Raw genomic sequence first — 24,752 nt, 5'->3', positions numbered from 1 at the left:
AATCTCCTAGGTTCGAATCAAGTGGCCGCTGGCCGCGAGTAACTTTCCATCCAGTAAAGCACCTTGCTCGCCGAGTGATACACGACCTTCGGCAAACCAGCGTACAGCCAGCGGGTAAATCAGGTGTTCCTGGGTATGAACTCGCTGCGCCAGACTCTGCGGCGAATCGTGCAACTCTACCGGTATTACTGCCTGTACGACCAGTGGTCCGCCATCGAGTTCCTCGGTGACGAAGTGCACGGAGCAGCCGTGCTCGGTGTCGCCGGCCTCCAGCGCGCGCTGATGCGTGTGTAACCCTTTGTATTTGGGTAGCAGCGAAGGATGGATATTGAGCAGGCGACCCTGGTAGTGGCGCACGAAGCCTGCGCTGAGAATGCGCATGAAGCCGGCCAGTACCACGAGTTTGGGGTAGAACGCGTCGATCAGTTCGATCAGCGCGGCATCGAAGGCCTCGCGGCCTTCGAAAGCCTTGTGATCCAGGGTGCGGGTGTCGATACCCGCGTCCCTGGCGCGTTGCAGGCCGTAGGCGTCGGCGCGGTTGGAAATCACCGCAGCGATGCGGGCCGGGCTGTCGCCGGTCCGCGTGCTGTCGATCAAGGCCTGCAAGTTACTGCCGGTGCCGGACAACAGCACCACCACATCACAGGTCTGGGACATCGGCACTTGCATCAGTGTGCCTTGAGGTTCTTCAGTTCAACCTGAGCCGCGCCTTCGGCAGCGGTGGAGATCTGACCGATGACCCAAGGCTGCTCGCCGGCTTCACGCAGCACGTTCAACGCGGTTTCAACGTGCTCTTGAGCAACGCAGATGACCATGCCCACGCCGCAGTTCAGCACGCGGTGCATTTCGTTTTCGTCAACGTTGCCTTTCTCTTGCAGCCAGTCGAACACGGCAGGACGGGTCCAGCTCGCAACGTCAACCACGGCTTGTGCGCCTTTTGGCAGAACGCGCGGGATGTTGTCCAGCAGGCCACCGCCGGTGATGTGGGCCATGGCTTTCACGGCGCCGGTTTCCTTGATCAGCTTGAGCAGCGGCTTCACGTAGATGCGGGTCGGGGCCATCAGCAGGTCGGTCAGCGGTTTGCCGTCGAGCTGGATGTTTTCGATGTCGGCACCGGACACTTCGATGATCTTGCGGATCAACGAGTAGCCGTTGGAGTGCGGGCCGGAAGACGGCAGGGCGAGCAGGGCATCGCCGGCAGCGACTTTGGAACCGTCGATGATTTCGGATTTTTCCACGACGCCGACGCAGAAGCCGGCCAGGTCGTAGTCTTCGCCTTCGTACATGCCTGGCATTTCAGCGGTTTCGCCGCCAACCAGGGAGCAGCCGGACAATTCACAGCCAGCGCCAATGCCGGTCACGACCTGGGTCGCGGTTTCGACGTTGAGTTTGCCGGTGGCGTAGTAGTCGAGGAAGAACAGCGGCTCAGCGCCGCAAACCACCAGGTCGTTCACACACATGGCAACCAGGTCGATGCCGATGCTGTCGTGCTTGTTCAGGTTCAGTGCCAGGCGCAGCTTGGTGCCGACGCCGTCGGTGCCGGAAACCAGCACGGGCTGTTTGTAGCCGGCCGGGATTTCGCAGAGGGCGCCGAAACCGCCCAGGCCGCCCATGACTTCCGGGCGCGCAGTGCGCTTGGCGACGCTCTTGATGCGTTCGACCAATGCTTCACCGGCGTCGATGTCTACACCGGCGTCCTTGTAGCTCAGGGAGGGTTGCTTGCTCATGATCCAGGCCTTTAGGGGGGATTCAGGGGTAACGACCGAGTCCAGTGGGACCACCGAAACTGACGAAGGCGATTGCCATCCGCGAATTTCAGGGTGCCCGGCTGTTGCCGGTCTGCGAAGGCGCGCGATTTTATCAGGCTTGAAGGGCAGCGGCCATCCTCAGGCCGACGGCAGGGGCATATCAGCTTAAAAAAACCTTCATTGCCCGTGTTGGTCGCCTCCTTCATGGCTGTATAAGGTATCGCTATTAACCGTCTATCGTTAGGACAGTGCAAAAACTTACCAGGGTCAGGTGAATGTTTTGCTTGGGGGCGTGGTCACAGCCTTGCTCAATCCGGTTCACGCGGCCTGTTCCAGCCGCTCTTGTCGTCAGGAATCCTCCATGCGTTTTTTTTCTAGATTTTTGTTTGCGGGCTGTATGTCATTGGTCAGCCTGGCGAGTCACGCCGAAACCGTCAAAAATCTGTATCAGGTGCGTCAGCCTGTCAGTGGTCAAACCCCGGAAGTGCGTGATCAAGCGACCCAGCAAGCGCTGGATACGTTGGTGTTGCGTCTGACCGGTGATCCCAAGGCTGCGCAAAGTCCGGGGTTGGCGGCACTGCGCAAGGACCCGCAGCAAATCATCAGTCAGTACGGCTTTGACGCCGGCCCGCCGGAAGTGCTGAAGGTCGATTTCGACCCGGCCACCACCGAGCAAGCGTTGCGCCGTGCCGGGCTGTCGTTGTGGGGGGCGAACCGGCCTTCGATCCTCGGCTGGTGGTTGAACGATTCCACCGAGGGTTCGAGCCTCGTCGGTGATGGCCAGGCCAGTGCTGCGCCGCTGCGCCGAGCAGCGCAACACCGTGGTTTGCCGCTGCGCCTGCCGCTTGCCGATCTGAGTGAGCAGATCGTCGCCACGGCACCGAATCTGGAAGGTGCGGACGCGACGCCACTGCGCGGTGCATCGGAGCGTTACAACGCTGACGCCTTGCTCGCGGTGCATGCCCGTGAAGAGGGCGGACAGTGGCAGGCCAAGTGGCATTTGTGGCTCGGTGACAAGAAAGAGGCGGGCAGCGTAGAAGGTGCGGATCAGGCTGCGGTGGCCGATGCGGTGATGCTGGCGGTCAGTGAGCGGCTGGCGCCTCGCTTTGTCGTCAAACCGGGTGCTTCGGGCGAACAATTGCTCGAAGTACAGGGCATGAATCTGGAGCACTACGCGGCGCTTGGGCGTTTGCTGGAACCGTTTGGTGCGCGTCTGCAAAGTGTCGACGGCGACCGGATTGTCTATCGGGTCAATGGCAGCGCCGAACAGTTGAGGTCGCAATTGTCGCTGGCGAAGTTGCAGGAAGTTCCGGCCGGTGAAGCGCCGGCGCCAGTCGCACCGGCTCAGCCGGCCGAGGGATCGGCACCGGTAGTAGCGCCGACTCCGGCACCTGTGCCGCAGTTGCGATTCCGTTGGTAAGGTTTTCTTTCTTTATATAGATGCATATGGAGTGGTACATGGCCGATACGCGGCGTTGGTTCTGGTTGGGTGGGGTTGTCCTGCTCTGCGCGTTTGTCTGGCTGTTGCATCCGATCCTGACGCCGTTTCTGGTGGCACTGCTGTTGGCCTATCTGTTCGACCCGTTGGTGGATCGGCTGGAGAAGGCCGGTCTGTCTCGGACCTGGGGCGTGGTGGCGGTGTTTGCGCTGTTCACCCTGATTTTCACGACCTTGCTACTGGTGTTGGTGCCGATGCTCGCCAAGCAGCTGTTTCGCTTGTACGAATTGGCACCGCAGATGCTCGACTGGTTGCAGCACACCGCACTGCCGTGGGCGCAATCGAAATTCGGACTCTCGGATAATTTCTGGAAATTCGACAAGCTCAAGGCTGCAATCAGTGAGCACATGGGCCAGACCACTGACATTGTCGGGGTCGTGCTGAGTCAGGCGACGGCTTCCGGGCTGGCGCTGATCGGTTGGTTGGCGAATCTGGTGCTGATCCCGGTGGTGAGTTTCTATCTGCTGCGGGACTGGGACCTGATGATGGCCAAGATCCGCGGTCTGCTGCCCCGTGACCGCGAAGAGCGCGTTGTGATCCTGGCGGGTGAATGCCATGAAGTGCTGGGTGCATTCGTGCGCGGACAGCTGCTGGTGATGGTGGCGCTGGGCGTGATCTACGCGGCGGGCCTGATGTTGGTAGGGCTGGAGCTGGGGCTGTTGATTGGGTTGATTGCCGGTCTGGCGGCGATCGTGCCGTACATGGGGTTCGTTATCGGGATCGGTGCGGCTTTGATTGCCGGGCTGTTCCAGTTCGGTGGCGATCTGTATCCCATGATCGGAATCGTCGCGGTGTTCATGGTGGGGCAGGCGCTGGAAGGTATGGTGCTGACGCCATTGCTGGTGGGGGACCGGATCGGTCTGCACCCGGTGGCGGTGATCTTCGCGATTCTGGCAGGGGGTGAGCTGTTCGGTTTCACCGGTGTGCTGCTGGCGCTGCCGGTGGCGGCGGTGATCATGGTGCTGGTGCGGCATGTACATGATTTGTATAAAGATTCTGATATCTACAGTGGTGTCGACGAGCCTGAACGCTAAGGTTCGTTGATGGTGGGTAACGGGCGGCCTGGTTCCATGCCGGGTTGGCCCACATCCCTCGTGCGGCTGTCACATGCGCTGCCAAAGAAACTGTCATAAAACCAGGGTGTTAACGCAAACCTTTGATTTTGCTTGTGGTCTGTCGCATTGTGCGACCCGCCTCACGGGTATAAACTTCGCAAACTTTACACAGAGGCCACTAACGGTTCCTTTGGAACTGTTCAGTCAGCATGAAACCGATTCAGCTGCCCCTAGGTGTGCGTCTGCGTGATGACGCTACCTTTATCAATTACTATCCAGGCGCCAATGCCGCTGCACTCGGCTATGTCGAGCGGCTATGCGAAGCCGACGCCGGCTGGACCGAAAGCCTGATTTACCTCTGGGGCAAGGACGGGGTAGGGCGTACGCACTTGTTGCAGGCGGCCTGCCTGCGCTTCGAGCAACTGGGGGAGCCGGCGGTGTATTTGCCGTTGGCCGAACTGCTTGATCGCGGCATCGCCATCCTCGACAACCTCGAACAGTACGAACTGGTCTGCCTGGATGATTTGCAGGCGGTGGCCGGTCGGGCGGATTGGGAAGAGGCGCTGTTCCATCTGTTCAATCGTCTGCGTGACAGCGGTCGACGCCTATTGATCGCCGCGTCGACATCCCCGCGTGAACTGCCGGTGAAGCTGGCGGACCTCAAATCCCGTCTGACGTTGGCGCTGATCTTTCAGATGCGTCCGCTCTCCGACGAAGACAAATTGCGTGCCTTGCAACTGCGTGCATCTCGTCGCGGTCTGCACCTGACCGATGAAGTCGGGCATTTTATTTTGACCCGCGGTACGCGCAGCATGAGTGCACTTTTCGAGTTGCTTGAGCGTCTCGATCAGGCTTCCCTTCAAGCTCAGCGCAAGCTGACAATTCCGTTCCTGAAAGAAACGCTAGGCTGGTAAAGCCAAGGCCTGTCGCGGGATTTGGCATATTTCAGGCGTCAAGAAATCCGCTTTCCTACAGGGTTGCAGGCTGCGCGAACGTCTAAAACGGGCTTAAGCGCTTAGATGTAAACGAGAAACCGATAAGTCACATCAAGATCGATTGAATTTGCAAATGAGGTTGATAGCGGGCATAGTCTCGCCTTCTTTACAACTATCAGCCACGGTCGTGCCCATGCTAAATCGCTTTGCACCCCTCGTGCCTCTCGCACTCGTCACCCTGTTGTTCGGTTGCGCTGCCCACTCTCCAGTGTCCCAGCAAGAGCAACAACAGCAGGTTAAAAATTCTGCTACCGCCCAGTCTTCTGCTCTTTATCAGCAAGCTCTTTTTCAAGAAGAAGCGGCCACCGAAAAAGAACTGGCAGACTTCGCCGGCGGCAAGTCCTACCAGCTTCCAGTTCTGGCTGACAGCATCCTCGAACGCGGCATGTCCCTGATCGGTACCCGTTACCGTTTCGGCGGCACCTCCGAAGCTGGCTTTGATTGCAGCGGCTTCATCGGTTACCTGTTTCGTGAAGAAGCCGGCCTGAACCTGCCACGCTCCACTCGCGAAATGATCAACGTCGACGCTCCGCTGGTTTCTCGCAGCAAACTGGAGCCGGGCGACTTGCTGTTTTTCGCCACCAATGGCCGTCGCGGCCGCGTCAGTCACGCCGGGATCTACCTGGGTGACAACCAGTTCATCCATTCCAGCAGCCGCAAAAGCGGTGGTGTCCGGATCGATAGCCTGGGCGACAGCTACTGGAGCAAGACCTTCATCGAAGCCAAGCGCGCACTGGCGATGGCGCCGACTGCAGCCCCGACGATCGTCACGGCTCGCAAGTAAGCGGACATTTTGTAAGGTGAACTTAAAGTCTTACTTGAAGTTTGCCGCGTAGCCGCTAGAATCCTGATCTATTATTGATGGCAAACCGCCTGCGTCCTGCGCAGGCGGTTTTCTTTTCTGCGCCCCTGCAGAAAAAGCCGCAGCCAGATCAGGATGCTCTGCATATGTCGACGTCGGCCCGCCTCGCAATCATGTTCTTCGCCGCGCTGCTCAGCGCCTGCGCCAGCCGTACACCGCCTCCTGCGCCGGTGGTTCGCGCGCCCATTGTTTTCAGTTCCTCCCAGCCATTCTCCCCTGAGGCAGAAGACGTATTGTTCCGCGCGCTCGGCCTGGTGGGCACGCCGTATCGTTGGGGTGGCAACACACCGGATTCGGGTTTCGATTGCAGCGGGCTGATCGGTTATGTCTACCGTGATGTCGCCGGCATTTCTCTGCCGCGTACCACGCGCGAGATGATCAGCATGCAGGCGGCCAGTGTGGGCAAGGAAGGCCTGCAGACCGGTGACCTGATCTTCTTTGCCACAAATGGCGGTTCTCAGGTCAGTCACGCCGGGATCTACGTCGGCGAAGGTCGCTTCGTCCATGCGCCAGCCACCGGCGGCACGGTGAAGCTCGACAGCTTGTCCAAAGCTTACTGGCAGAAAGCCTATCTGAGTGCCAAGCGCGTCTTGCAACCTGAGCACTTGGCACGCAACCCCTAAATGGCAGAGGTTGTCATGACCGCTCGCACACTCAATCTCGACGATTCCCTGTATCAATACGTGCTCGACGTTTCCCTGCGCGAAACGCCGTTGCTCAAGCGTTTGCGTGACGAAACCCAGGCGCTGCCCATGGCTCGCTGGCAGGTGGCGCCCGAGCAAGGTCAGTTCCTCGCGCTATTGGTGAAGCTCACCGGCGCCAAGCGTCTGCTGGAAGTGGGCACCTTTACCGGTTACAGCGCGTTGTGCATGGCGGCTACATTGCCGGATGACGGTTCGCTGATCTGCTGTGACATACCTGGCGACTACAACGCCATCGCGCGCCGTTACTGGCAGGAGGCGGGGCTTGCTGAGCGGATCGATCTGCGTCTGGCGCCCGCGCTGGAAACCCTGGCTCAGCTGGATCAGCAAGTGCCATTCGACCTGATCTTCATCGATGCCGACAAAGCCAACTACCCACGCTATCTGGAGCACGCATTACGTCTGCTGCGCGTCGGCGGTCTGGCGGTGTTTGATAACACGCTGTGGAGTGGCCGGGTGCTTGAGGACAATCCCGAGAGCGAAGACACCCGAGCCATCCAGGCACTCAATCGTGCCTTGAAGGATGACTCGCGTGTTGACCTGTCGTTGTTGCCAATAGGCGATGGTTTAACGCTGTGCCGCAAAAGGTAGGCGCTGAACCGATCTAATGTGGGAGCGGGCTTGCTCGCGAAAGCGCACTGACAGTCAACATTGATGTTGAATGTCATGACACCTTCGCGAGCAAGCCCGCTCCCACATTGGTTATGTGTTGGCAGTTGGAGATTTATTTTGCGGCCGACACGCGCCACACCTTATTGCCCACGTCATCCGCCACCAACAAATCACCCTGCTGGTCAATCACCACGCCCACTGGCCGGCCCATGGCTTTCTCATCTGCGTTGAGGAAACCTGTGAGCACATCGACCGGTTGCCCAGTCGGTTTGCCTCCCGCGAACGGTACGAAAATCACTTTATAGCCACTGTGCGGTTTACGGTTCCACGAACCGTGCTGGCCGACGAACGCCCCTTCCTTGAACTGCGCCGGCAGTCTGTTGCCTTCAGCGAACGTCAGGCTCAACGAGGCGGTATGCGGGCCGACCGCGTAGTCCGGAGCAATGGCCGTGGCCACCTGGTCGGGGTTTTGCGGTTCGACGCGGATGTCGACGTGCTGACCGTAATAACTGTAAGGCCAGCCGTAGAACCCGCCGTCTTTCACTGAAGTGATGTAATCTGGCACCAGATCGCTGCCGATCTCGTCACGTTCGTTGACTGCCGTCCACAATGCGCCGCTCCGAGGTTCCCAGGCTAGCCCGTTTGGATTACGAATCCCCGAGGCGAAGATTCGATGATTGCCGGTGGCGCGATCCACTTCCCAGATCGCCGCCCGACCTTCTTCCTTGTCCATGCCGTTTTCGGCCACGTTGCTGTTGGAGCCTACCGTGACGTACAGCTTGCTGCCGTCCTTGCTGGCGATGACGTTTTTGGTCCAGTGGTGATTAAGCGTACCGCCCGGCAGGTCGATCACCTTCATAGGCTGCGACTTGATCGCCGTCTCGCCGTTTTCATAGTGGAAACGCAGCAAGCGGTCCGTGTCGGCGACGTAGAGGTCATTGCCGACCAGGGTGATACCGAAGGGCGAGTTGAGGTTTTCCAGGAACACCATACGGGTTTCGGCGATGCCGTCGTGGTCCTTGTCCCGCAGCAGCGTGATGCGATTCGGGCTCGGTACTTTGGCGCCGGCACGGTCCATGACTTTGCCCATGACCCAGCCACGAATGCCTTTGCCGTCATCGGGTTTGGGTGGTGCGTTGGTTTCGGCCACCAGCACGTCGCCGTTAGGTAATACGTAAAGCCAGCGCGGGTGATCGAGACCTTCGGCAAACGCCGCCACCTGAGTCCCTGTCGCGGCGATAGGCTTCGCGCCGTTCGGCCAGCCAATCGCCGGGGCGATGTTCACTGTCGGGATCAGGGTTTTGTTTGGTTCTGGCAGCTTGGGTGACGGGCCGGTGCCGTCGGAGACTTGCAGCCTGGAGGTTTCACCACAGGCGGCAAGCCCTCCGGCGAGCACGATGACGAGAACGAGCGGGGGCTTGCGCATGCTGATCTTCCCTATGAATGCATTGACCTAATCAATAGAGAAGCGCAAATGCGCGATGGTTCAACCGGTCAGCCGCGGGCTTCCTTGAACAGCACGGCAATGCCGGGGTGATAGTTGCCGGCATCGTTGCGCAACTTGCGATAGGCATAGGGGAAGTACCAGGCCACCGCGCAGGAGTGTTCCTTTTGCAGGTCGTCGACCATGTCCTGGAGTTCTTCCGGGGTGGCGCTTTGTTGGGCTTTTTGCGGCGCGACGAACAGGCAGCCGAGTTTCAGGTCGCTGGCGTAGCTGATGCGCTTGGCGTCGCTGGTGATGTCCTGCAATGCTTGAGTCAGGTTCAGGCTGTTGACGCGTGGCCAGCGCTGGGTCGCCTGAAGGTAAGCGCGTTCTTCGCTGGTCGCGATAAACAGATCGGCGCGGCCATTGCGTTCGCCTTCCTCGGTCTGCTTACGGGTCGGCGTTTGTTGCAGCGTGATCATTTCTGCCATCCAGGCCGCGGCGGAAAGCAGGCTCAGGTTGGCTTTTTCGTCGAACCAGTAAGGCGTGTCGTTATCGCCGCGCACGGCGTTGTAGCGGTCGATACAGTCAAACCAGCGTTCCAGCACCGGGCGCAGGAATTCCAGCTTCGGATTGCTGATGATCATGCCTTGCATGTGGCTCACCCTTGTTATTGTGTTGTGAGATTGTGGCTCTTTGATATCACTGCTGAGAGTGTGGCACAAGATTGGCGCCAGATAATTGATCGACGGCAGTTATTCGCCCGCAGGCCGCCCGTCTTCAATTGACGCTCCATCCCCAACCCTCTAACCTTCGCGGCTTGTTTCAGGTGCTCTGTGACCTTGGTCGACAGAGTGAAACAGGGAAGCCGGTGAGTGACTCTCTTCAAGCGACGAAGAGCCATGATCCCGGCGCTGCCCCCGCAACGGTAAATGAGTGAAGGCTGCGCCTTGAGCCACTGTGTTGATATCAACATGGGAAGGCGCGCAGCCAGGCCAACGCCGCTCATGAGCCCGGAGACCGGCCTGATCCATCCAGCGGCATCACGGTGGGCGATGCCAGGCTTCTTGCCGTCTATTCTTGTGCCTGCCCGCCGTTATCCAGCCTCAACGGAGAGCTCCCCCATGACTGATACCCCCGATCGTGACGAACGTCATCTGGCGCGCATGCTGCGCAAAAAAGCCGTGATCGACGAACGCATCGCCAATTCCCCGAATGAATGTGGCCTGCTGCTGGTGCTGACCGGCAACGGCAAAGGCAAAAGCAGCTCGGCCTTCGGCATGCTCGCCCGGTCCATGGGCCACGGCATGCAGTGTGGCGTGGTGCAGTTCATCAAGGGGCGCAGCAGCACCGGCGAAGAACTGTTCTTTCGGCGCTTTCCGGAACAGGTGCGCTTTCATGTGATGGGTGAGGGCTTCACCTGGGAAACCCAGGATCGCCAGCGTGACATCGCCGCCGCCGAAGCCGCGTGGGCGGTGTCGCGCGAATTGCTGCGTGACCCGTCGATCGGCCTGGTGGTGCTGGATGAATTGAACATTGCGCTCAAGCACGGTTATCTGGACCTCGATCAAGTGCTCAGCGACTTGCAGGCCCGTCCGCCGATGCAGCATGTGGTGGTGACCGGTCGCGGCGCCAAGCCGGAGATGATCGAACTGGCCGACACCGTCACCGAGATGGGCGTGATCAAGCACGCATTCCAGGCCGGGATCAAAGCGCAAAAAGGCGTCGAATTGTGAGTCAACCACGTCATTGCCCGGCGGTATTGATTGCCGCGCCGGCCTCCGGTCAGGGCAAGACCACCGTCACCGCCGCACTGGCCCGTTTGCATCGCAATCAGGGCCGCAAGGTGCGCGTGTTCAAATGCGGCCCCGACTTTCTCGACCCGATGATTCTCGAGCGCGCCAGCGGTGCGCCGGTGTATCAACTGGACATGTGGATGGTCGGGGAGCAGGAAAGTCGTCGACTATTGTGGGAGGCCGCCGGCGAAGCCGATCTGATCCTCATCGAAGGCGTCATGGGACTGTTCGACGGTACGCCGTCCAGCGCTGATCTGGCGCGACACTTCGGTGTGCCGGTGCTCGGTGTGATCGACGGCACGGCGATGGCCCAGACCTTTGGCGCACTGGCGTTGGGGCTGGCGCGTTATCAGCCGGACTTGCCGTTTGCCGGTGTGCTGGCCAACCGCGTCGGCACCCTGCGTCATGCGCAATTACTTGAAGGCAGCCTGACTGAAGGTTTGCGCTGGTACGGCGCCTTGTCCCGGGAAACGGGGATCGAATTGCCGAGTCGCCATTTGGGTCTGGTTCAGGCCAGTGAGTTGAACGATCTCGACCTGCGCCTCGATGCGGCGGCCGATGCACTGGCCAGCAGCTGCGAGGTCGCGCTGCCACCGGCGGTGGAATTCGCCGCGCCTGATGTGATCGCTGCAGAACCGTTGCTGGCCGGTGTGCGAATTGCCGTGGCCCGTGACGAAGCGTTTGCCTTCACCTACGGTGCAAGCCTGGATTTGCTGCGAGCCATGGGCGCTGAGTTGCTGTTTTTCTCGCCGATCCGTGATGCGCAATTGCCGCCGGCAGACAGTCTTTATCTGCCGGGCGGTTATCCCGAATTGCACCATGTGGCGCTGTCACAGAACACCACGATGCTGGCCGCAATCCGCGCTCACCATGCGGCGGGGAAACCGATGTTGGCCGAGTGTGGTGGCATGCTCTATCTGCTCGATTCGTTGACCGATGTCGAGGGCACTCGCGCTGAATTAGTCGGCTTGCTGGCCGGTGATGCGGTGATGCAAAAGCGTCTGGCCGCGTTGGCGTTGCAGGCAGTCGAATTACCGGAAGGTTCGCTGCGCGGGCACACCTATCACCACTCACTGACCAGTACCGAGCTTGAACCTATTGCTCGTGGCTTGAGCCCGAACGGTGGGCGCGGGGCAGAGGCGGTTTACCGCGAAGGGCGGATGACGGCTTCTTATGTGCATTTCTATTTCCCGTCCAATCCATCCGCGGTTGCCGCGCTGTTTGCGCCTGACCTTCAAGCCGCCTTCGCGAGCAAGTCGAATCGTCGCACCGCCGCTCCCACATTAGAAAGTGTGTTGTCTGAAGAAATGCGGTCCACTGTGGGAGCGGGCTTGCTCGCGAAGAGGCCATGACGGACAACGCATTTTCCGAAGCCGAACGCGCAGCCGTCTACCGAGCCATCGGCGAACGCCGCGACATGCGTCATTTCAGCGGTGGCACGGTCGAGCCCGAGTTACTGCGGCGCCTGCTCGAAGCCGCGCATCAGGCGCCGAGTGTCGGCCTGATGCAGCCCTGGCGGTTCATCCGCATCAGTGATCGAGCCCTGCGCGGCAAGATCCAGTCACTGGTGGAAGAAGAACGCATCCGCACCGCCGAAGCCCTCGGCGAGCGCACCGACGAATTCATGAAGCTGAAAGTCGAAGGCATCAACGACTGCGCCGAAGTGCTGGTTGCTGCGCTGATGGATGATCGCGAGCGTCACATCTTCGGCCGTCGCACGATGCCGGAAATGGACATGGCCTCGTTGTCCTGCGCGATCCAGAACCTCTGGCTGGCCTCCCGCGCTGAAGGATTGGGCATGGGCTGGGTCTCGCTGTTCGAGCCGCAAGCGCTGGCGGACTTGCTGGGGTTGCCCGCCGGGGCCAAGCCGTTGGCTGTTCTTTGTCTCGGCCCGGTCAAGGAATTCTATCCGGCGCCGATGCTGGTACTCGAAGGCTGGGCGCAGGCGCGTTCGCTCAGTGAGCTGCTGTATGAAAATTATTGGGGAGTGAGTCAATGAGTGTGGCGTTGTTGAGTGTCGCCGCGGTTGCGCTGGATGCGCTGCTGGGTGAACCCAAACGCTGGCATCCGCTGGTGGCTTTCGGCCGTTTTGCCGACCGCATCGAGCAACGTTTCAATGGTGAAGGTCGCGGCTGGCGCAGTCATGGCGTCACTGCCTGGGTGATCGCGGTGTTGTCGCTGACCTTGCTGGCCACGGCGTTTTCCTGGGCGCCCTATGTCGGCTGGATCGTCGAAATTCTCGTGCTCTATTGCGCCCTCGGCATGCGCAGCCTCGGTGAACACGTCGAGCCGGTGGCCAAGGCGCTGCGCAGCGATGATTTAGACGAGGCGCGCAAACGGGTCAGTTATCTGGTCAGCCGCCAGACCAGCGAACTGGATAAAACCGAAGTCGCCCGCGCCGCCACAGAATCGGTGCTGGAGAACGGCAGCGATGCGGTATTCGCTGCGCTGTTCTGGTTTGCCGTGGCCGGCGCGCCTGGTGTGGTGCTCTACCGTTTGAGCAACACGCTGGATGCGATGTGGGGTTACCGCAATGAACGATTCGAGCGTTTCGGCTGGGCCGCGGCAAAGATCGACGATGTCCTCAACTATATTCCTGCACGCCTGGTGGCGCTGACCTACGCGCTGCTGGGTAAAACCCGACTGGCGCTGAAATGCTGGCGCACCCAGGGCCCGACCTGGGACAGCCCGAATGCCGGTCCGGTGATGGCGGCCGGTGCCGGTGCGCTCGGAGTCGAGTTGGGCGGGGCGGCGATTTATCACGGTGAACTGCATCAGCGTCCGCCACTGGGCGAAGGCGTGCCGGCGGACGCCGACTCCATCGACCGCGGCTGGCAATTGGTCCAGCGCGGGGTATGGTTATGGTTGCTGATCCTCTGCGTGGGGGCTGAATTTTATGCTTGAGCACGGTGGTCGGTTACGCAAGGCAGCGCTCGATTACGGTATCGCCGAAGCCGATTGGCTCGACCTGTCCAGCGGCCTCGCGCCCTGGCCGTTTCCGGTCCCGCAGATCCCGTTGCGGGCCTGGGCGCGGTTGCCGGAAACCGATGACGGTCTGGAGCAGGCGGCCTGTGATTACTACGGCGCCGCTCAGGTGCTGCCGGTGGCGGGCTCGCAAATGGCGATCCAGTTGCTGCCGCGTTTGCGCCGGGTCGGCAAGGTCGGCGTGCTCTCGCCGTGTTACGCCGAACACGCCGAAGCGTGGCGCCGTAATGGCTACATCGTGCGTGAAGTGCTGGAGCAGGAAGTCGACTTCTTTCTCGACAGTCTCGACGTGTTGGTGGTGGTCAACCCGAACAACCCAACCGGCCTGAGCCTGACGCCGAGTCGGCTGCTCGACTGGCATTCGCGGCTGGCGCAGCGCGGTGGCTGGCTGGTGGTGGACGAGGCGTTTATGGACAACACGCCGCCGCTGAGCCTGGCACCTTTTGCCAATCAGGTCGGGTTGATCGTGCTGCGTTCCTTCGGCAAGTTTTTCGGCCTGGCCGGTGTGCGCCTGGGTTTCGTACTGGCCGAGCGCAAGTTACTCAAGTTGCTGGCCGAGCAAGTGGGGCCGTGGGCGGTCAGCGGACCGACGCGGGTGTTGGGGCAGGCCTGTCTGCGGGATACCGAAGGGCATGCCCGGCAACGGGTTCGCGCTGAAGAGGCCAGCGAGCGTCTGGCGCTGCTGCTGGAACAGCACGGTTTCAAACCACAGGGCGGCTGCGCCTTGTTTCAATGGCTGATCACCGACCGCGCCGAAGACCTGCATGAGTTCATGGCTCGGCGCGGCATTTTGCTGCGGTTGTTCACGCACAACAGCAGCCTGCGTTTCGGCTTGCCCGCCGATGACGCGGATTTCACCCGTCTCGAAAAAGCCCTACAAGCCTACGCCAAGGAAACCCAATGACTACGTTGATGGTGCAGGGCACCACTTCCGACGCTGGTAAAAGTACGCTGGTGACAGCGTTGTGCCGCTGGGTCACGCGTCAGGGCGTCAGCGTCGTGCCGTTCAAGCCGCAGAACATGGCACTTAACAGTGCGGTGACCGCCGACGGTGGCGAGATCGGTCGCGCGCAAGCGGTGCAGGCTCAGGCCGCCAACCTTGAGCCGCACACCGACATGAACCCGGTGCTGCTCAAACCCAACAGCGACACCGGCGCCCAAGTGATCATCCATGGTCGCGCGGTCACGACGATGAGCGCGGTCGCGTATCACGACTACAAAGCCATCGCCATGCAAGCAGTGCTGGCCTCCCATGAACGGCTGAGCGCAGCGTATCCAGTGGTCATGGTCGAAGGCGCGGGCTCGCCGGCCGAGATCAATCTGCGTGCCGGTGACATCGCCAACATGGGCTTTGCCGAGGCCGTGGATTGTCCGGTCGTGCTGATCGCCGACATCAATCGCGGCGGGGTTTTCGCGCATCTGGTGGGCACACTGGAACTGCTGTCGCCCAGCGAGCAGGCGCGGGTCAAAGGCTTCATCATCAACCGGTTTCGCGGCGATATCGCTTTGCTGCAACCGGGTCTCGACTGGCTGGAAGCGCGCACCGGCAAACCGGTGATCGGCGTTCTGCCTTACGTGATGGATCTGCACCTGGAAGCCGAGGACGGCATCGATCAGCGTCAGACCGACAAGGCCGACCAGGTGCTGAAAGTGCTGGTGCCGGTGCTGCCGCGCATCAGCAACCACACCGATTTCGATCCACTGCGCTTGCATCCGCAGGTGGATCTGCAATTTGTCGGCCCCGGTCAGGCGATTCCGCCGGCGGACCTGATTATTCTCCCCGGATCGAAGAGCGTGCGCAGCGACCTCGCGTATCTGCGGGCCAATGGCTGGGACACCGCGATCAGTCGTCATCTTCGTTATGGCGGTAAAGTGCTGGGGATTTGCGGCGGTCTGCAAATGCTCGGCGAGCAGGTACACGACCCGCTAGGCCTCGAAGGCGCACCGGGTTCCAGCGCCGGTTTGGGCTTGTTGGCGTTTGAAACGCAGCTCGAAGAAGAGAAGCAGTTGCGCAATGTGCGCGGACGTCTGGCGCTGGAAGATGCGCCGGTCAGCGGCTATGAAATTCATGCCGGCGTGACCACCGGGCCGGCGTTGGAAAACGCCGCGGTGCAGCTGGATGACGGTCGCTGCGACGGTGCGCAAAGCGTGGACGGGCAGATTTTCGGCACCTATCTGCATGGGCTGTTTGAATCGCCCCCGGCGTGCAGTGCGCTGTTGCGCTGGGCAGGTTTGCAGGCGGTGCAGGACGTGGATTATCACGCGTTGCGTGAGCGCGATATCGAGCGGCTGGCGGATCTGGTGGAGAAGCATCTGGATACACGGCTGTTGCGTGAGCTCTGCGGGTTTTAGGTTGAATTTGATGGCCTCATCGCGAGCAAGCTCGCTCCCACAGGTGATCGCATTCCAATGTGGGAGCGAGCTTGCTCGCGATGAGGCCCGTCGCCACACCGCCAATTTGAAGGAATGAACCATGCTGCAACTGATCCTCGGCGGCGCCCGTTCCGGTAAAAGCCGCCTGGCCGAAAAACTCGCCTCCGACAGCAATCTGGCGGTGACCTACATTGCCACCAGCCAACCCCTCGACGGTGAAATGAACGAGCGGGTCGCCCATCACCGCGCCCGTCGTCCAGCCGAATGGGCGTTGATCGAAGAGCCTGTGGAACTCGCCCGCATCCTGCGCGAAACCGCCAGTGCCGAACGTTGCCTGCTGGTGGATTGCCTGACCCTGTGGATGACTAACCTGCTCATGCTCGACGACACCAAGCGGCTGTCAGCCGAACGCGATGCATTGCTGGAGTGCCTGGCGTCGTTGCCGGGTGAAATCATTTTTGTCAGCAACGAGACCGGAATGGGTGTCGTGCCGCTGGGCGAATTGACTCGCCGCTATGTCGATGAAGCCGGTTGGCTGCATCAAGCGTTGGCCGAGCGCTGTCAACGCGTCGTCCTGACCGTCGCCGGTCTGCCCCTGACTTTGAAAGGAACTGCGTTATGACTCAATCCTGGTGGCTTAACCCGTGCAAACCGATCGATGCTCAAGCGGTCGAGCAGGCGCAGGCCCGTCAACAGCAGCTGACCAAACCGGCCGGCTCCCTCGGTCGGCTTGAGTCGGTGGCCGTCCAATTGGCCGGGTTACAAGGGCAGGTCAAGCCGAGACTGGATCAGCTGTGGATCGCGATTTTTGCCGGTGACCATGGCGTGGTCGCTGAAGGGGTGTCGGCATTTCCCCAGGAAGTCACCGGGCAGATGCTGCACAACTTCGTCAGCGGCGGGGCGGCGATCAGCGTGTTGGCGCGGCAACTCGGGGCTTCCCTGGAAGTTGTCGACCTCGGCACGGTGACGCCGTCGTTGAATTTGCCGGGTGTGCGTCACGTGAACATCGGCCCGGGCACGGCGAATTTCGTCGAAGGTTCGGCGATGACGCCGGCTCAAGGCGAACTCGCTTTGCAGGCTGGCCGCGACAGCGTGCAGCGCGCCATCTCGGCGGGTGCGCAGTTGTTTATCGGTGGCGAGATGGGCATCGGTAATACCACCGCGGCCAGCGCATTGGCCTGTGCCTTGCTCGATTGCCCGGTGGTGGATCTGGCCGGGCCGGGCACGGGTTTGAACGCGGCGGGCGTCAGTCATAAAGCCCAGGTTATCAAGCGCGCTTTGGCGTTGCACAGCGCTCAACGTGGCGATGCACTGCAAACCCTGTTCAACCTCGGCGGTTTTGAAATCGCGGCACTGGTCGGCGCGTATCTGGCGTGTGCCCAGGAAGGCGTCGCGGTGCTGGTGGACGGTTTCATTTGCAGCGTCGCGGTGTTGGTGGCGGTGCGCTTGAATCCTGAATGCCGTCAGTGGCTGTTGTTCGGTCATCGCGGCGCCGAGCCGGGTCATCGTCACGTGCTGGAAACCCTGAACGCCGAACCGCTGCTGGATCTCGGCCTGCGTCTGGGCGAAGGCAGTGGCGCGGCGTTGGCCGTGCCGTTGCTGCGTCTGGCGTGCGACCTTCACGGGCAGATGGCGACTTTCGCCGAGGCCGCTGTGGCGGATCGTCCGGCATGACCTTGCGCCTGGACCTGTTGCGCCACGGTGAAACCGAGCTCGGCGGCGGTTTGCGCGGCAGCCTTGACGATGCGCTGACTGAAAAGGGCTGGGCGCAGATGCGCGCGGCGGTGGTCGAGCAGGGGCCTTGGGATCGTTTGGTCAGCTCGCCGTTGCAACGGTGTGCGCGGTTCGCCGAAGAACTTGGCGTGCAACTGGGGTTGCCGGTGCAGTTGGATAAAGACCTGCAAGAGCTGCACTTCGGCGCCTGGGAAGGGCAAAGCGCCGCCGCGCTGATGGACACCGATGCCGAGGCGTTGGGATTGTTCTGGGCCGATCCTTATTCGTTTACGCCGCCTCAGGGTGAGCCGATGGTGGATTTTTCCACGCGGGTGTTGGCAGCCGTTGAGCGCTTGCAGGCTACCTGCGCAGGCGAGCGGGTGTTGCTGATTAGCCACGGCGGGGTCATGCGCTTGTTGCTGGCTCAGGCGCGGGGGTTGCCTCGTGAGCAGTTGCTCAACGTCGAAGTCGGGCATGGCGCGTTGTTTTCGCTGACGGTGGAATCTGGCGTGTTGTTAAGGGAAGCGATCTGACCATGTTGCCGTTCTGGATCGCCCTGCAATTTTTGAGCAGTCTGCCGATTCGTCTGCCGGGCATGCCGGAACCACAGGATTTAGGGCGGTCGTTGCTGTTTTATCCGCTGGTCGGCCTACTGTTCGGCGGGATTTTGTGGGCGTTCAACTGGCTGCTGCTCGGCACCCCGTTGTTGCTTCACGCAGCGCTGTTGCTGACGGTTTGGGGATTGCTCAGCGGCGCGTTGCACCTGGACGGCCTGGCCGACAGTGCCGATGCATGGCTCGGTGGGTTCGGCGATCGAGAGCGCACGTTGACGATCATGAAGGACCCGCGCAGCGGGCCGATCGCGGTGGTGACGTTGGTGCTGGTGTTGCTGCTCAAATTCGCTGCGTTGCTGGCATTGATCGAGCAGCAACACGCCGTTGTCCTGATCATTGTCCCGTTGATCGGGCGCAGCGCGATGCTGGGCTTGTTCCTGACCACGCCTTATGTGCGTGCCGGTGGCTTGGGGCAGGCGCTGGCCGATCATCTGCCACGTCTGGCGGGCAAGCAGGTGTTGGCGGTCAGTGCGTTGGCGTGTGTTTTGATTGCCGGCCTCAGCGGCGTGTTGGCAGTGGTGCTGGCGGCGCTGGTGTTTGCCCGGCTGCGGCACGTGATGCTGCGCCGATTGGGCGGCACGACGGGCGATACAGCGGGGGCGTTGCTGGAAATCCTTGAAGTCGCGGTGCTGGTGGGATTGGCGATCTGCTGAACTTCCCACATCATGTAACTTGATTTAACACAACCGCGGGTATATACACGCACCATGCTCGACTCCCAATGTTTATGCATCAACCTGCGTCGCGCCGCCCGAGGCGTCAGCAGGCACTACGACGGCGCGCTCGACGGCTTCGGGATCAACGTTGCCCAGTATTCTCTGCTGTGTAATCTGCAGCGTCTGGATAAACCGAGTATTTCCACGTTGGCCGAGGCCATGGGGCTGGATCGCAGTACCTTGGGGCGCAATCTGCGGGTGCTGGAAGGCGAAGGCCTGCTGATGCTGGTCGAGGGCGAAGACATGCGTAACCGCATTGTCATGCTCACCGAGGCCGGTGTTGAGCGCCTGAAAGCGGCCTTGCCCGCGTGGGAAGCGGCGCAACAGCGGTTGATCGACCGTTTGGGTGCCGAGAAACGCGAAACCTTGCTGCGACTGCTGGACGAACTGGCGTGATGCCGGTTTTTCCGATCTTAAGCGGGTATATACCCGCTACCGGAGAATAAGAATGACATCGATGTGGCGTACGTGCGGTTGGGTTTTATTGGGGAGTGCGCTGATTCTCGCATTGTCCTTGGGTGTAAGACACGGCTTCGGGCTGTTTCTGGCGCCGATGAGTGCCGAGTTCGGCTGGGGGCGTGAGACGTTTGCCTTCGCCATTGCCTTGCAGAACCTGATCTGGGGCCTGGCGCAGCCATTCACCGGCGCGCTGGCCGACCGCTTTGGCGCCGCGAAAGTGGTGCTGGTCGGCGGTGTCTTGTATGCATTGGGCCTGATGTTCATGGGCCTGTCGGATTCGGCCGTGACCTTGTCCCTGAGTGCCGGCCTGTTGATCGGCATCGGTCTGTCCGGCACCTCCTTCTCGGTGATCCTCGGCGTGGTCGGCCGCGCAGTGCCGCCGGAGAAACGCAGCATGGGCATGGGCATTGCCAGCGCAGCCGGTTCTTTCGGCCAGTTCGCCATGTTGCCCGGCACGCTGGGATTGATCGGCTGGCTCGGCTGGTCCGCGGCATTGCTGGTGTTGGGCCTGTTGGTGGCGCTGATCGTGCCGCTGGTGAGCATGCTCAAGGACAAGCCGCTACCGGTGTTCGGTCATGAACAAACACTGTCCGAGGCACTGCGCGAGGCCTGTTCCCACTCGGGATTCTGGCTGCTGGCGTTCGGCTTTTTTGTTTGCGGTTTTCAGGTGGTATTCATCGGCGTGCACTTGCCGGCTTATCTGGTGGATCAGCACCTTCCGGCGAGCGTCGGTACGACGGTGCTGGCGTTGATCGGGCTGTTCAATATATTCGGGACCTACACGGCGGGCTGGCTCGGCGGGCGGATGTCCAAGCCGCGCTTGCTCACCGGCCTGTATCTGCTGCGGGCAGTGGTGATCGGGTTGTTCCTGTGGGCGCCGGTCACGACGACCACCGCGTACCTGTTTGGCATGGCGATGGGCTTCCTGTGGCTGTCGACCGTGCCCTTGACCAACGGCACCGTCGCAACCTTGTTCGGCGTGCGAAATCTGTCCATGCTCGGTGGGATTGTTTTCCTGTTTCACCAGCTCGGATCGTTCCTCGGCGGCTGGTTGGGCGGGGTGGTGTACGACCGAACCGGGAGCTATGACTTGATCTGGCAGGTAGCGATTCTCTTGAGCCTGTTGGCCGCCGCCCTGAACTGGCCGGTGCGTGAGCGGCCGGTGGCGCGTCTGCAAACACAGATGAGTGCGATATGAACAGTCTCTGGCCGCGGATCGCTGTCGTCGCTGTCTGCGCCTTGCTGCTGGCCCTGTCGTGGTGGGGCTGGCATCAGGGTGGGCTCGCGTTGATGCAACTGGGCATGGGTGCTTGCTAGCAGGATAGGAGGGCGAGTAACTTCGTTGTTGACGACTTCTCAAGGATGCACCGACATGCTGATGCGCTGGCTCGCTGTTCCCGCGTTACTGGTAGCGTTTAGTGGATGGGCTCAAGCGGCAGAGTGCCCGGAGCTTTTGCAAGGCTCGTTGCCCAAGCTGCGCGCCAAGGAATCCATCGACCTGTGCCAGCGCTTCGCCGGAAAACCGCTGGTGGTGGTCAATACCGCGAGCTTCTGTGGTTTTGCCCCGCAGTTCAAAAGCCTTGAGGCACTGAATCAGCGCTACAAGGATCAGGGACTGGAGGTGATCGGCGTTCCGTCCAACGACTTCAAGCAAGAGTCCAAGGATGGCGAAGAGACCGCCAAGGTCTGCTATGTGAACTACGGCGTGACGTTCACCATGACTGAACCGCAGAAAGTCCGCGGTGATGATGCGACTCATTTGTTCAAGATCATTGCCAAGCAGAGCACCGCGCCGAAGTGGAATTTCTACAAATATGTGGTCGATCGCAAGGGCAAGGTGATCGCCAATTTCTCCAGCCTGACCACGCCTGACGATCCCGAGTTCATCGCTGCGGTGGAGAAAGCCCTGGCCTCGCAACCCTGATCGACACCCGTTAAAAAGCCCCGCCTCTGTACAAGAGAGCGGGGCTTTTTCAATTCAGGCGGCGAGTGAGGAACCGTCAGAAGCGGTAGGTCGCACCGACACCGAAACCGTTCGCACTGTTTTCGTACTTGGCGTTGTAGCTCTGGTTACGAGGGGCACCGTTGCTGTTGTTGACCTTGACCGACTCTTCGCGCAGGTACGAATACGCTACGTCGATGGTCAGGTCGTCGGTCGGGCTCCAGCCGGCGCCCAGGCTGAAAATCTTGCGATCGCCCGTCGGGATGCGTGGGGAACGGTTTTCGTTGTTGGTCGGTGCCTGGTCAACGGACAGGCCGGTACGCAGCACCCACTGCTTGTTCAACTGATAGGAAGCACCGATGGCGTGAGCCCAGGTGTCGTGCCAGTTCTGCTCTTCAGTGATGGTGCCGAACTGGGGGGCCAGGGCGGCAGGAACACCGCTGTTCTCGACGCTGATTTCCTTCAGGCGGCTCCAGCGAGTCCAGGTGCTGCCTGCGTAGAGAGTCCACTGGTCGTCCAGCTGATGAGTGACCGAGAAGTCGACCGACTCAGGCGTGGTGATATCCAGCGACGCGTCGTACTTCTGGTTCGGGTTCTGACGCAGGTTCGCGAGGAAGCCGTAGTTGACCTTGGTGTTACCCTCAAGCTTGTACTTCACTTTCGAGTGGTAGGTCAGGCCGACGCGGGTGGAGTCGGTGGCTTGAACCAGGATACCGATGTTGTAGCCCAGCGCCGTGTCGTCACCCTTGATCTTGACTTCACCGTCCGGTGCACGTTGGGTCAGCGACAGGTTCGATTCCAGAGTACCGTCGATGCGGTTGATGGTCGGACCGAAACCGATCGACACCTTGTCGTTGAAGGCGTAGCTGACGGTTGGCTGGAGAGTCACGATTTTGACTTCGCTCTTGCTGCCGAAGTATTTGCCGGCGAAGCCGTTCTCGTAGTCGGTCACCAGACCGAATGGAGCGTAGACGCCGAAACCGACTGCCCACTGGTCATCGATTGGCTTTACGTAGTAGCCCATGGGCACGCCCATGAAAGGGACCATGTCACCTTTGTTGGTACCACTATTCGGGCGGGAGCTGGCATCACTGATGTCAGTGTGCGCGTCGATAAATGCAACACCACCGGTCACTTGTTCGCGCTTGAGGCGAGACATGCCGGCAGGGTTGCCAAAAACGGTGGATGCATCGTCGGCAGAAGAAGATCGCCCGGCAAAACCTGTCCCCATCCCGCTGATGCTTTGTTCGTTAAGGGCGAAGCCACTTGCGAAGATTTGGGTGGATGCCAAGGTAACGGCGAGGCTAAGGGTGGTTTTGAGCATTACTTTTTTCATTATTAGAACTCCTGATGATCACCGGGGCGAAAATTACCAACATTTTCGTCCCAGCGCTATAGGCCGTATCGCTTGATTTAGAGCGGTTTTGTAGGACAATCCGACCAAAATCGCAGCAGTTGCGCGATCTTGTGGAAGCAGCAGATCAGCAGGCGACCTGATTCAGCGGTGAAACACAGGTTTGCCAGGCGCAGGTGAAGTCTCTCAGGCGTCCTTGAGGCTGGAAGGTCTGGCGCCAGATGCGGGCCATTCCCAGTAGGTCGTCTGCTTCGGGGAGGGGGGTGTTCTGTTCTTCTACCAGAAGCCAGGCGATGGCTGTGGCGTAACGCAGGTTGACGGTCAATTCGAGGTGCGGACCACTCAGGAAAGCATGTTGGCTGGCCAGGCCGCGAACCAGGCTTGCGCGTTCCGGGTCAAGTGCCAGGTAGTGGTCCCAAATTGCTTGATGGCGGGGTTCGGCGATTCGGTACAGGCCGTGTCCACGGCGGTCATGCAGGGCAGTACCAAGGGCTGACTGGCTGGCGGCGATGCCCAGCAGCAGGGATTCGGCAGTTGCGCTATGGCGCCCGAGGTAAATCAATGTCGGGCGAATCACATAACGGCACAGTTCGCTGGCAGCGATACCCATAAAGCCCTCGAAACGTGAAATGGTCGGCGATACCTGAAGGGGCCTTGGCAGCGGGTGAATCGACTCAGGCTCGCCGGAAGCGGCTCAAGCCGCTTGAGTTGAAGTGTAGTGTCATATTCGCGCCGTAAAGGCCTGTTTTTAAAATATTATCGGCTGCGAGTTATAACCGTTATATCGGTTTGTGCTTAGGCGGCAGCGGCGAAAAGTGAAATTTCGGGCAATAAAAAGCCCCGCTTTTTGAGCGAGGCTTTTGAGGTTTTCAGTCTTTCTGGCGTATCAGGCAACCAGTGCCTGACGGGTACGCTCGATCACGGCCTGCAGCGGCTCGGCGCTGGAGTATTGATCGGGGTACAGGCGTTCGCTGTGACGAGCGATGCCGTGTTCGTTGACCAGAGTGAAGCTGAAGCAGCCTTTGCGAGCAGCCATGATCAGGCAGTTCATTGGTGCAAAAGCGTTGGTTAGGGTGCGAATGGCATCCTGGGTGTGGATTTGAGTAGACATAGTCATTGGGTGTTCCTACAAGCGACACGGATAAGAACCGTGCAAAGTTAAAACGTTCCAGTGACGACGACCACCATTGGTCGAACGAAGAACCCGACTGGAACAAAGCAGCCAGTTTGAAGCGCTGATAAATTGGCGCGCTTGGGCTGGCAGGTAGGTACTTAGGAGGGCAGGCAACACATCAAGGGCAAAGGTTCTGGGCCCGGGGTGAAGATCCTGATCAATTTGCAGGTTGGTTCGGTCAGAGTAAGTGAGCTTCGCAACACCCTTTGCTTTCGATTCAAAGGCTGTGTTGACGCAAGGTTTACCTGGAAACCATCGAGGTGGTCGATCCCGCTTTGTCGGTGGAGGCTTCCTTTGGGAAGGCTGACCGGGGGGATTTGTTCGACCAGAATTGACTTTCAGCTTGGTACTAACGCCGCGGATACTAACGGATTGAATTGCTGAAGGGAAGTGTGTTGGCAAAAAAGTTCTCTGAACGCCCTCATTCAACGTCCGGATTGGCGCTCGGAAAAAGCCGTTAGCCGCAGACTTGCCCTGTAATAGCACAAATTCCGACTATTGGTAGTCACGGCTCATCGGGCCAGGACCAGCCTGGATCATGGGTTTGCCAAGGTTTATCCCCAGGTGCAGGCGAAAAATGCGCCGTAAAAGCGCATCGATATAACTGCCTCGAAGGTACTTGTGCACATAAGTCACGCGGGGTGTCACGCCGCTGTCATCTTCCCTTCAAACGCAGTGGGTGCCTGGAACCAAAATTTAAGTCAATGAAAAACATCGCTTTTTTTTGCTGGT

At 60.2% G+C, this 24,752-nt stretch carries 27 protein-coding genes and 1 riboswitch; of the genes, 20 read left to right on the top strand and 7 right to left on the bottom strand.

Going from position 1 to position 24,752, the window contains the following annotated elements; genetic code table 11:
- Positions 1–6 precede the first annotated feature (6 nt).
- Positions 7–657, bottom strand: a complete 651-nt coding sequence (gene purN / locus E3W21_RS24890) for a phosphoribosylglycinamide formyltransferase (RefSeq protein WP_134422242.1) — start codon at positions 655–657, stop codon at positions 7–9.
- Between the two features lie 11 nt (positions 658–668).
- The gene (gene purM / locus E3W21_RS24885; protein ID WP_008148639.1) at positions 669–1,727 is read right to left on the bottom strand and encodes a phosphoribosylformylglycinamidine cyclo-ligase; all 1,059 of its coding nucleotides are present in this window, start codon (positions 1,725–1,727) and stop codon (positions 669–671) included.
- A 382-nt stretch (positions 1,728–2,109) separates the two neighbouring features.
- Here purM and E3W21_RS24880 point away from each other — a divergent pair, with 382 nt between their 5' ends.
- From E3W21_RS24880 to E3W21_RS24855, 6 genes are all read left to right on the top strand, one after another.
- Complete coding sequence (locus E3W21_RS24880) at positions 2,110–3,168, top strand: DUF2066 domain-containing protein (protein ID WP_134422205.1); 1,059 nt, start codon at positions 2,110–2,112, stop codon at positions 3,166–3,168.
- Positions 3,169–3,206: 38 nt separating this feature from the next.
- Positions 3,207–4,280 (top strand): AI-2E family transporter, encoded by a 1,074-nt coding sequence (locus tag E3W21_RS24875; protein ID WP_129442320.1) that lies wholly within the window; start codon positions 3,207–3,209, stop codon positions 4,278–4,280.
- 230 nt (positions 4,281–4,510) lie between these two features.
- On the top strand, positions 4,511–5,215 hold the full coding sequence (hda, locus tag E3W21_RS24870) for a DnaA regulatory inactivator Hda (RefSeq protein WP_008148645.1): 705 nt from the start codon (positions 4,511–4,513) through the stop codon (positions 5,213–5,215).
- A gap of 214 nt (positions 5,216–5,429) precedes the next feature.
- The gene (locus E3W21_RS24865) at positions 5,430–6,080 is read left to right on the top strand and encodes a C40 family peptidase (protein ID WP_129442322.1); all 651 of its coding nucleotides are present in this window, start codon (positions 5,430–5,432) and stop codon (positions 6,078–6,080) included.
- Between the two features lie 164 nt (positions 6,081–6,244).
- A complete protein-coding gene (locus E3W21_RS24860) occupies positions 6,245–6,781 on the top strand; it encodes a C40 family peptidase (RefSeq protein ID WP_134422204.1) in 537 nt (178 codons plus the stop codon).
- Between the two features lie 15 nt (positions 6,782–6,796).
- Positions 6,797–7,450 (top strand): class I SAM-dependent methyltransferase, encoded by a 654-nt coding sequence (locus E3W21_RS24855; protein WP_129442326.1) that lies wholly within the window; start codon positions 6,797–6,799, stop codon positions 7,448–7,450.
- 133 nt (positions 7,451–7,583) lie between these two features.
- Here E3W21_RS24855 and E3W21_RS24845 read toward each other — a convergent pair whose 3' ends face one another.
- Together E3W21_RS24845 and E3W21_RS24840 are read right to left on the bottom strand one after the other, a co-directional pair.
- Positions 7,584–8,897 (bottom strand): sorbosone dehydrogenase family protein, encoded by a 1,314-nt coding sequence (locus E3W21_RS24845; protein ID WP_134422203.1) that lies wholly within the window; start codon positions 8,895–8,897, stop codon positions 7,584–7,586.
- A 68-nt stretch (positions 8,898–8,965) separates the two neighbouring features.
- Positions 8,966–9,550 (bottom strand): hypothetical protein, encoded by a 585-nt coding sequence (locus E3W21_RS24840; protein ID WP_134422202.1) that lies wholly within the window; start codon positions 9,548–9,550, stop codon positions 8,966–8,968.
- A 154-nt stretch (positions 9,551–9,704) separates the two neighbouring features.
- Positions 9,705–9,938, top strand: a riboswitch (cobalamin riboswitch).
- A gap of 80 nt (positions 9,939–10,018) precedes the next feature.
- Between E3W21_RS24840 and cobO the strand changes: the two genes are divergently transcribed.
- The 14 genes from cobO to E3W21_RS24775 all read left to right on the top strand — a co-directional run bounded on the left by cobO (position 10,019) and on the right by E3W21_RS24775 (position 21,474).
- Positions 10,019–10,630, top strand: a complete 612-nt coding sequence (gene cobO / locus E3W21_RS24835; RefSeq protein WP_046048017.1) for a cob(I)yrinic acid a,c-diamide adenosyltransferase — start codon at positions 10,019–10,021, stop codon at positions 10,628–10,630.
- Complete coding sequence (locus E3W21_RS24830; RefSeq protein WP_134422201.1) at positions 10,627–12,042, top strand: cobyrinate a,c-diamide synthase; 1,416 nt, start codon at positions 10,627–10,629, stop codon at positions 12,040–12,042. The genes cobO and E3W21_RS24830 overlap by 4 nt, the downstream gene beginning before the upstream one ends.
- Entirely contained in the window at positions 12,039–12,689 is a 651-nt protein-coding gene (bluB, locus tag E3W21_RS24825) for a 5,6-dimethylbenzimidazole synthase (RefSeq protein ID WP_134422200.1), read from the top strand. Before E3W21_RS24830 ends, bluB begins: the two co-directional genes overlap by 4 nt.
- Positions 12,686–13,594: an adenosylcobinamide-phosphate synthase CbiB gene (gene cbiB, locus E3W21_RS24820; protein ID WP_134422199.1), complete on the top strand. Its 909-nt coding sequence runs from the start codon at positions 12,686–12,688 to the stop codon at positions 13,592–13,594. Before bluB ends, cbiB begins: the two co-directional genes overlap by 4 nt.
- Entirely contained in the window at positions 13,587–14,579 is a 993-nt protein-coding gene (gene cobD / locus E3W21_RS24815; protein WP_134422198.1) for a threonine-phosphate decarboxylase CobD, read from the top strand. The genes cbiB and cobD overlap by 8 nt, the downstream gene beginning before the upstream one ends.
- On the top strand, positions 14,576–16,027 hold the full coding sequence (locus tag E3W21_RS24810) for a cobyric acid synthase (RefSeq protein WP_134422197.1): 1,452 nt from the start codon (positions 14,576–14,578) through the stop codon (positions 16,025–16,027). The genes cobD and E3W21_RS24810 overlap by 4 nt, the downstream gene beginning before the upstream one ends.
- 121 nt (positions 16,028–16,148) lie before the next feature.
- The gene (cobU, locus tag E3W21_RS24805) at positions 16,149–16,670 is read left to right on the top strand and encodes a bifunctional adenosylcobinamide kinase/adenosylcobinamide-phosphate guanylyltransferase (protein ID WP_134422196.1); all 522 of its coding nucleotides are present in this window, start codon (positions 16,149–16,151) and stop codon (positions 16,668–16,670) included.
- Positions 16,667–17,722, top strand: coding sequence for a nicotinate-nucleotide--dimethylbenzimidazole phosphoribosyltransferase (gene cobT / locus E3W21_RS24800; protein WP_134422195.1), 1,056 nt, complete (start codon positions 16,667–16,669; stop codon positions 17,720–17,722). Before cobU ends, cobT begins: the two co-directional genes overlap by 4 nt.
- On the top strand, positions 17,719–18,294 hold the full coding sequence (gene cobC, locus E3W21_RS24795; protein WP_134422194.1) for an alpha-ribazole phosphatase family protein: 576 nt from the start codon (positions 17,719–17,721) through the stop codon (positions 18,292–18,294). Before cobT ends, cobC begins: the two co-directional genes overlap by 4 nt.
- Before the next feature lie 2 nt (positions 18,295–18,296).
- A complete protein-coding gene (locus tag E3W21_RS24790) occupies positions 18,297–19,028 on the top strand; it encodes an adenosylcobinamide-GDP ribazoletransferase (RefSeq protein ID WP_134422193.1) in 732 nt (243 codons plus the stop codon).
- A gap of 54 nt (positions 19,029–19,082) precedes the next feature.
- A complete protein-coding gene (locus E3W21_RS24785) occupies positions 19,083–19,487 on the top strand; it encodes a MarR family winged helix-turn-helix transcriptional regulator (RefSeq protein ID WP_033055842.1) in 405 nt (134 codons plus the stop codon).
- A gap of 52 nt (positions 19,488–19,539) precedes the next feature.
- Positions 19,540–20,748 (top strand): MFS transporter, encoded by a 1,209-nt coding sequence (locus E3W21_RS24780; RefSeq protein WP_134422192.1) that lies wholly within the window; start codon positions 19,540–19,542, stop codon positions 20,746–20,748.
- Entirely contained in the window at positions 20,745–20,867 is a 123-nt protein-coding gene (locus tag E3W21_RS31985; RefSeq protein ID WP_008148682.1) for a hypothetical protein, read from the top strand. Before E3W21_RS24780 ends, E3W21_RS31985 begins: the two co-directional genes overlap by 4 nt.
- Before the next feature lie 55 nt (positions 20,868–20,922).
- On the top strand, positions 20,923–21,474 hold the full coding sequence (locus E3W21_RS24775) for a glutathione peroxidase (RefSeq protein ID WP_134422191.1): 552 nt from the start codon (positions 20,923–20,925) through the stop codon (positions 21,472–21,474).
- A gap of 76 nt (positions 21,475–21,550) precedes the next feature.
- Here the strand turns inward: E3W21_RS24775 and E3W21_RS24770 are convergent, their stop codons facing one another.
- From E3W21_RS24770 to E3W21_RS24760, 3 genes are all read right to left on the bottom strand, one after another.
- Positions 21,551–22,828 (bottom strand): OmpP1/FadL family transporter, encoded by a 1,278-nt coding sequence (locus E3W21_RS24770; protein WP_129442359.1) that lies wholly within the window; start codon positions 22,826–22,828, stop codon positions 21,551–21,553.
- Positions 22,829–22,973: 145 nt separating this feature from the next.
- Positions 22,974–23,456 carry a hypothetical protein gene (locus E3W21_RS24765; protein WP_134422190.1) on the bottom strand — a complete coding sequence of 161 codons (483 nt, stop codon included), beginning with the start codon at positions 23,454–23,456 and terminating at the stop codon, positions 22,974–22,976.
- A gap of 276 nt (positions 23,457–23,732) precedes the next feature.
- Positions 23,733–23,957: a hypothetical protein gene (locus E3W21_RS24760; protein ID WP_007898912.1), complete on the bottom strand. Its 225-nt coding sequence runs from the start codon at positions 23,955–23,957 to the stop codon at positions 23,733–23,735.
- Between the last annotated feature and the right edge of the window lie 795 nt (positions 23,958–24,752).

This window comes from Pseudomonas sp. F01002, from assembly GCF_004402115.1.
Taxonomy (GTDB): domain Bacteria; phylum Pseudomonadota; class Gammaproteobacteria; order Pseudomonadales; family Pseudomonadaceae; genus Aquipseudomonas; species Aquipseudomonas frigoris.
The sequence above is the reverse complement of the archived record's forward strand: the minus strand, read 5'-3'. Positions and strand labels throughout refer to the sequence as shown.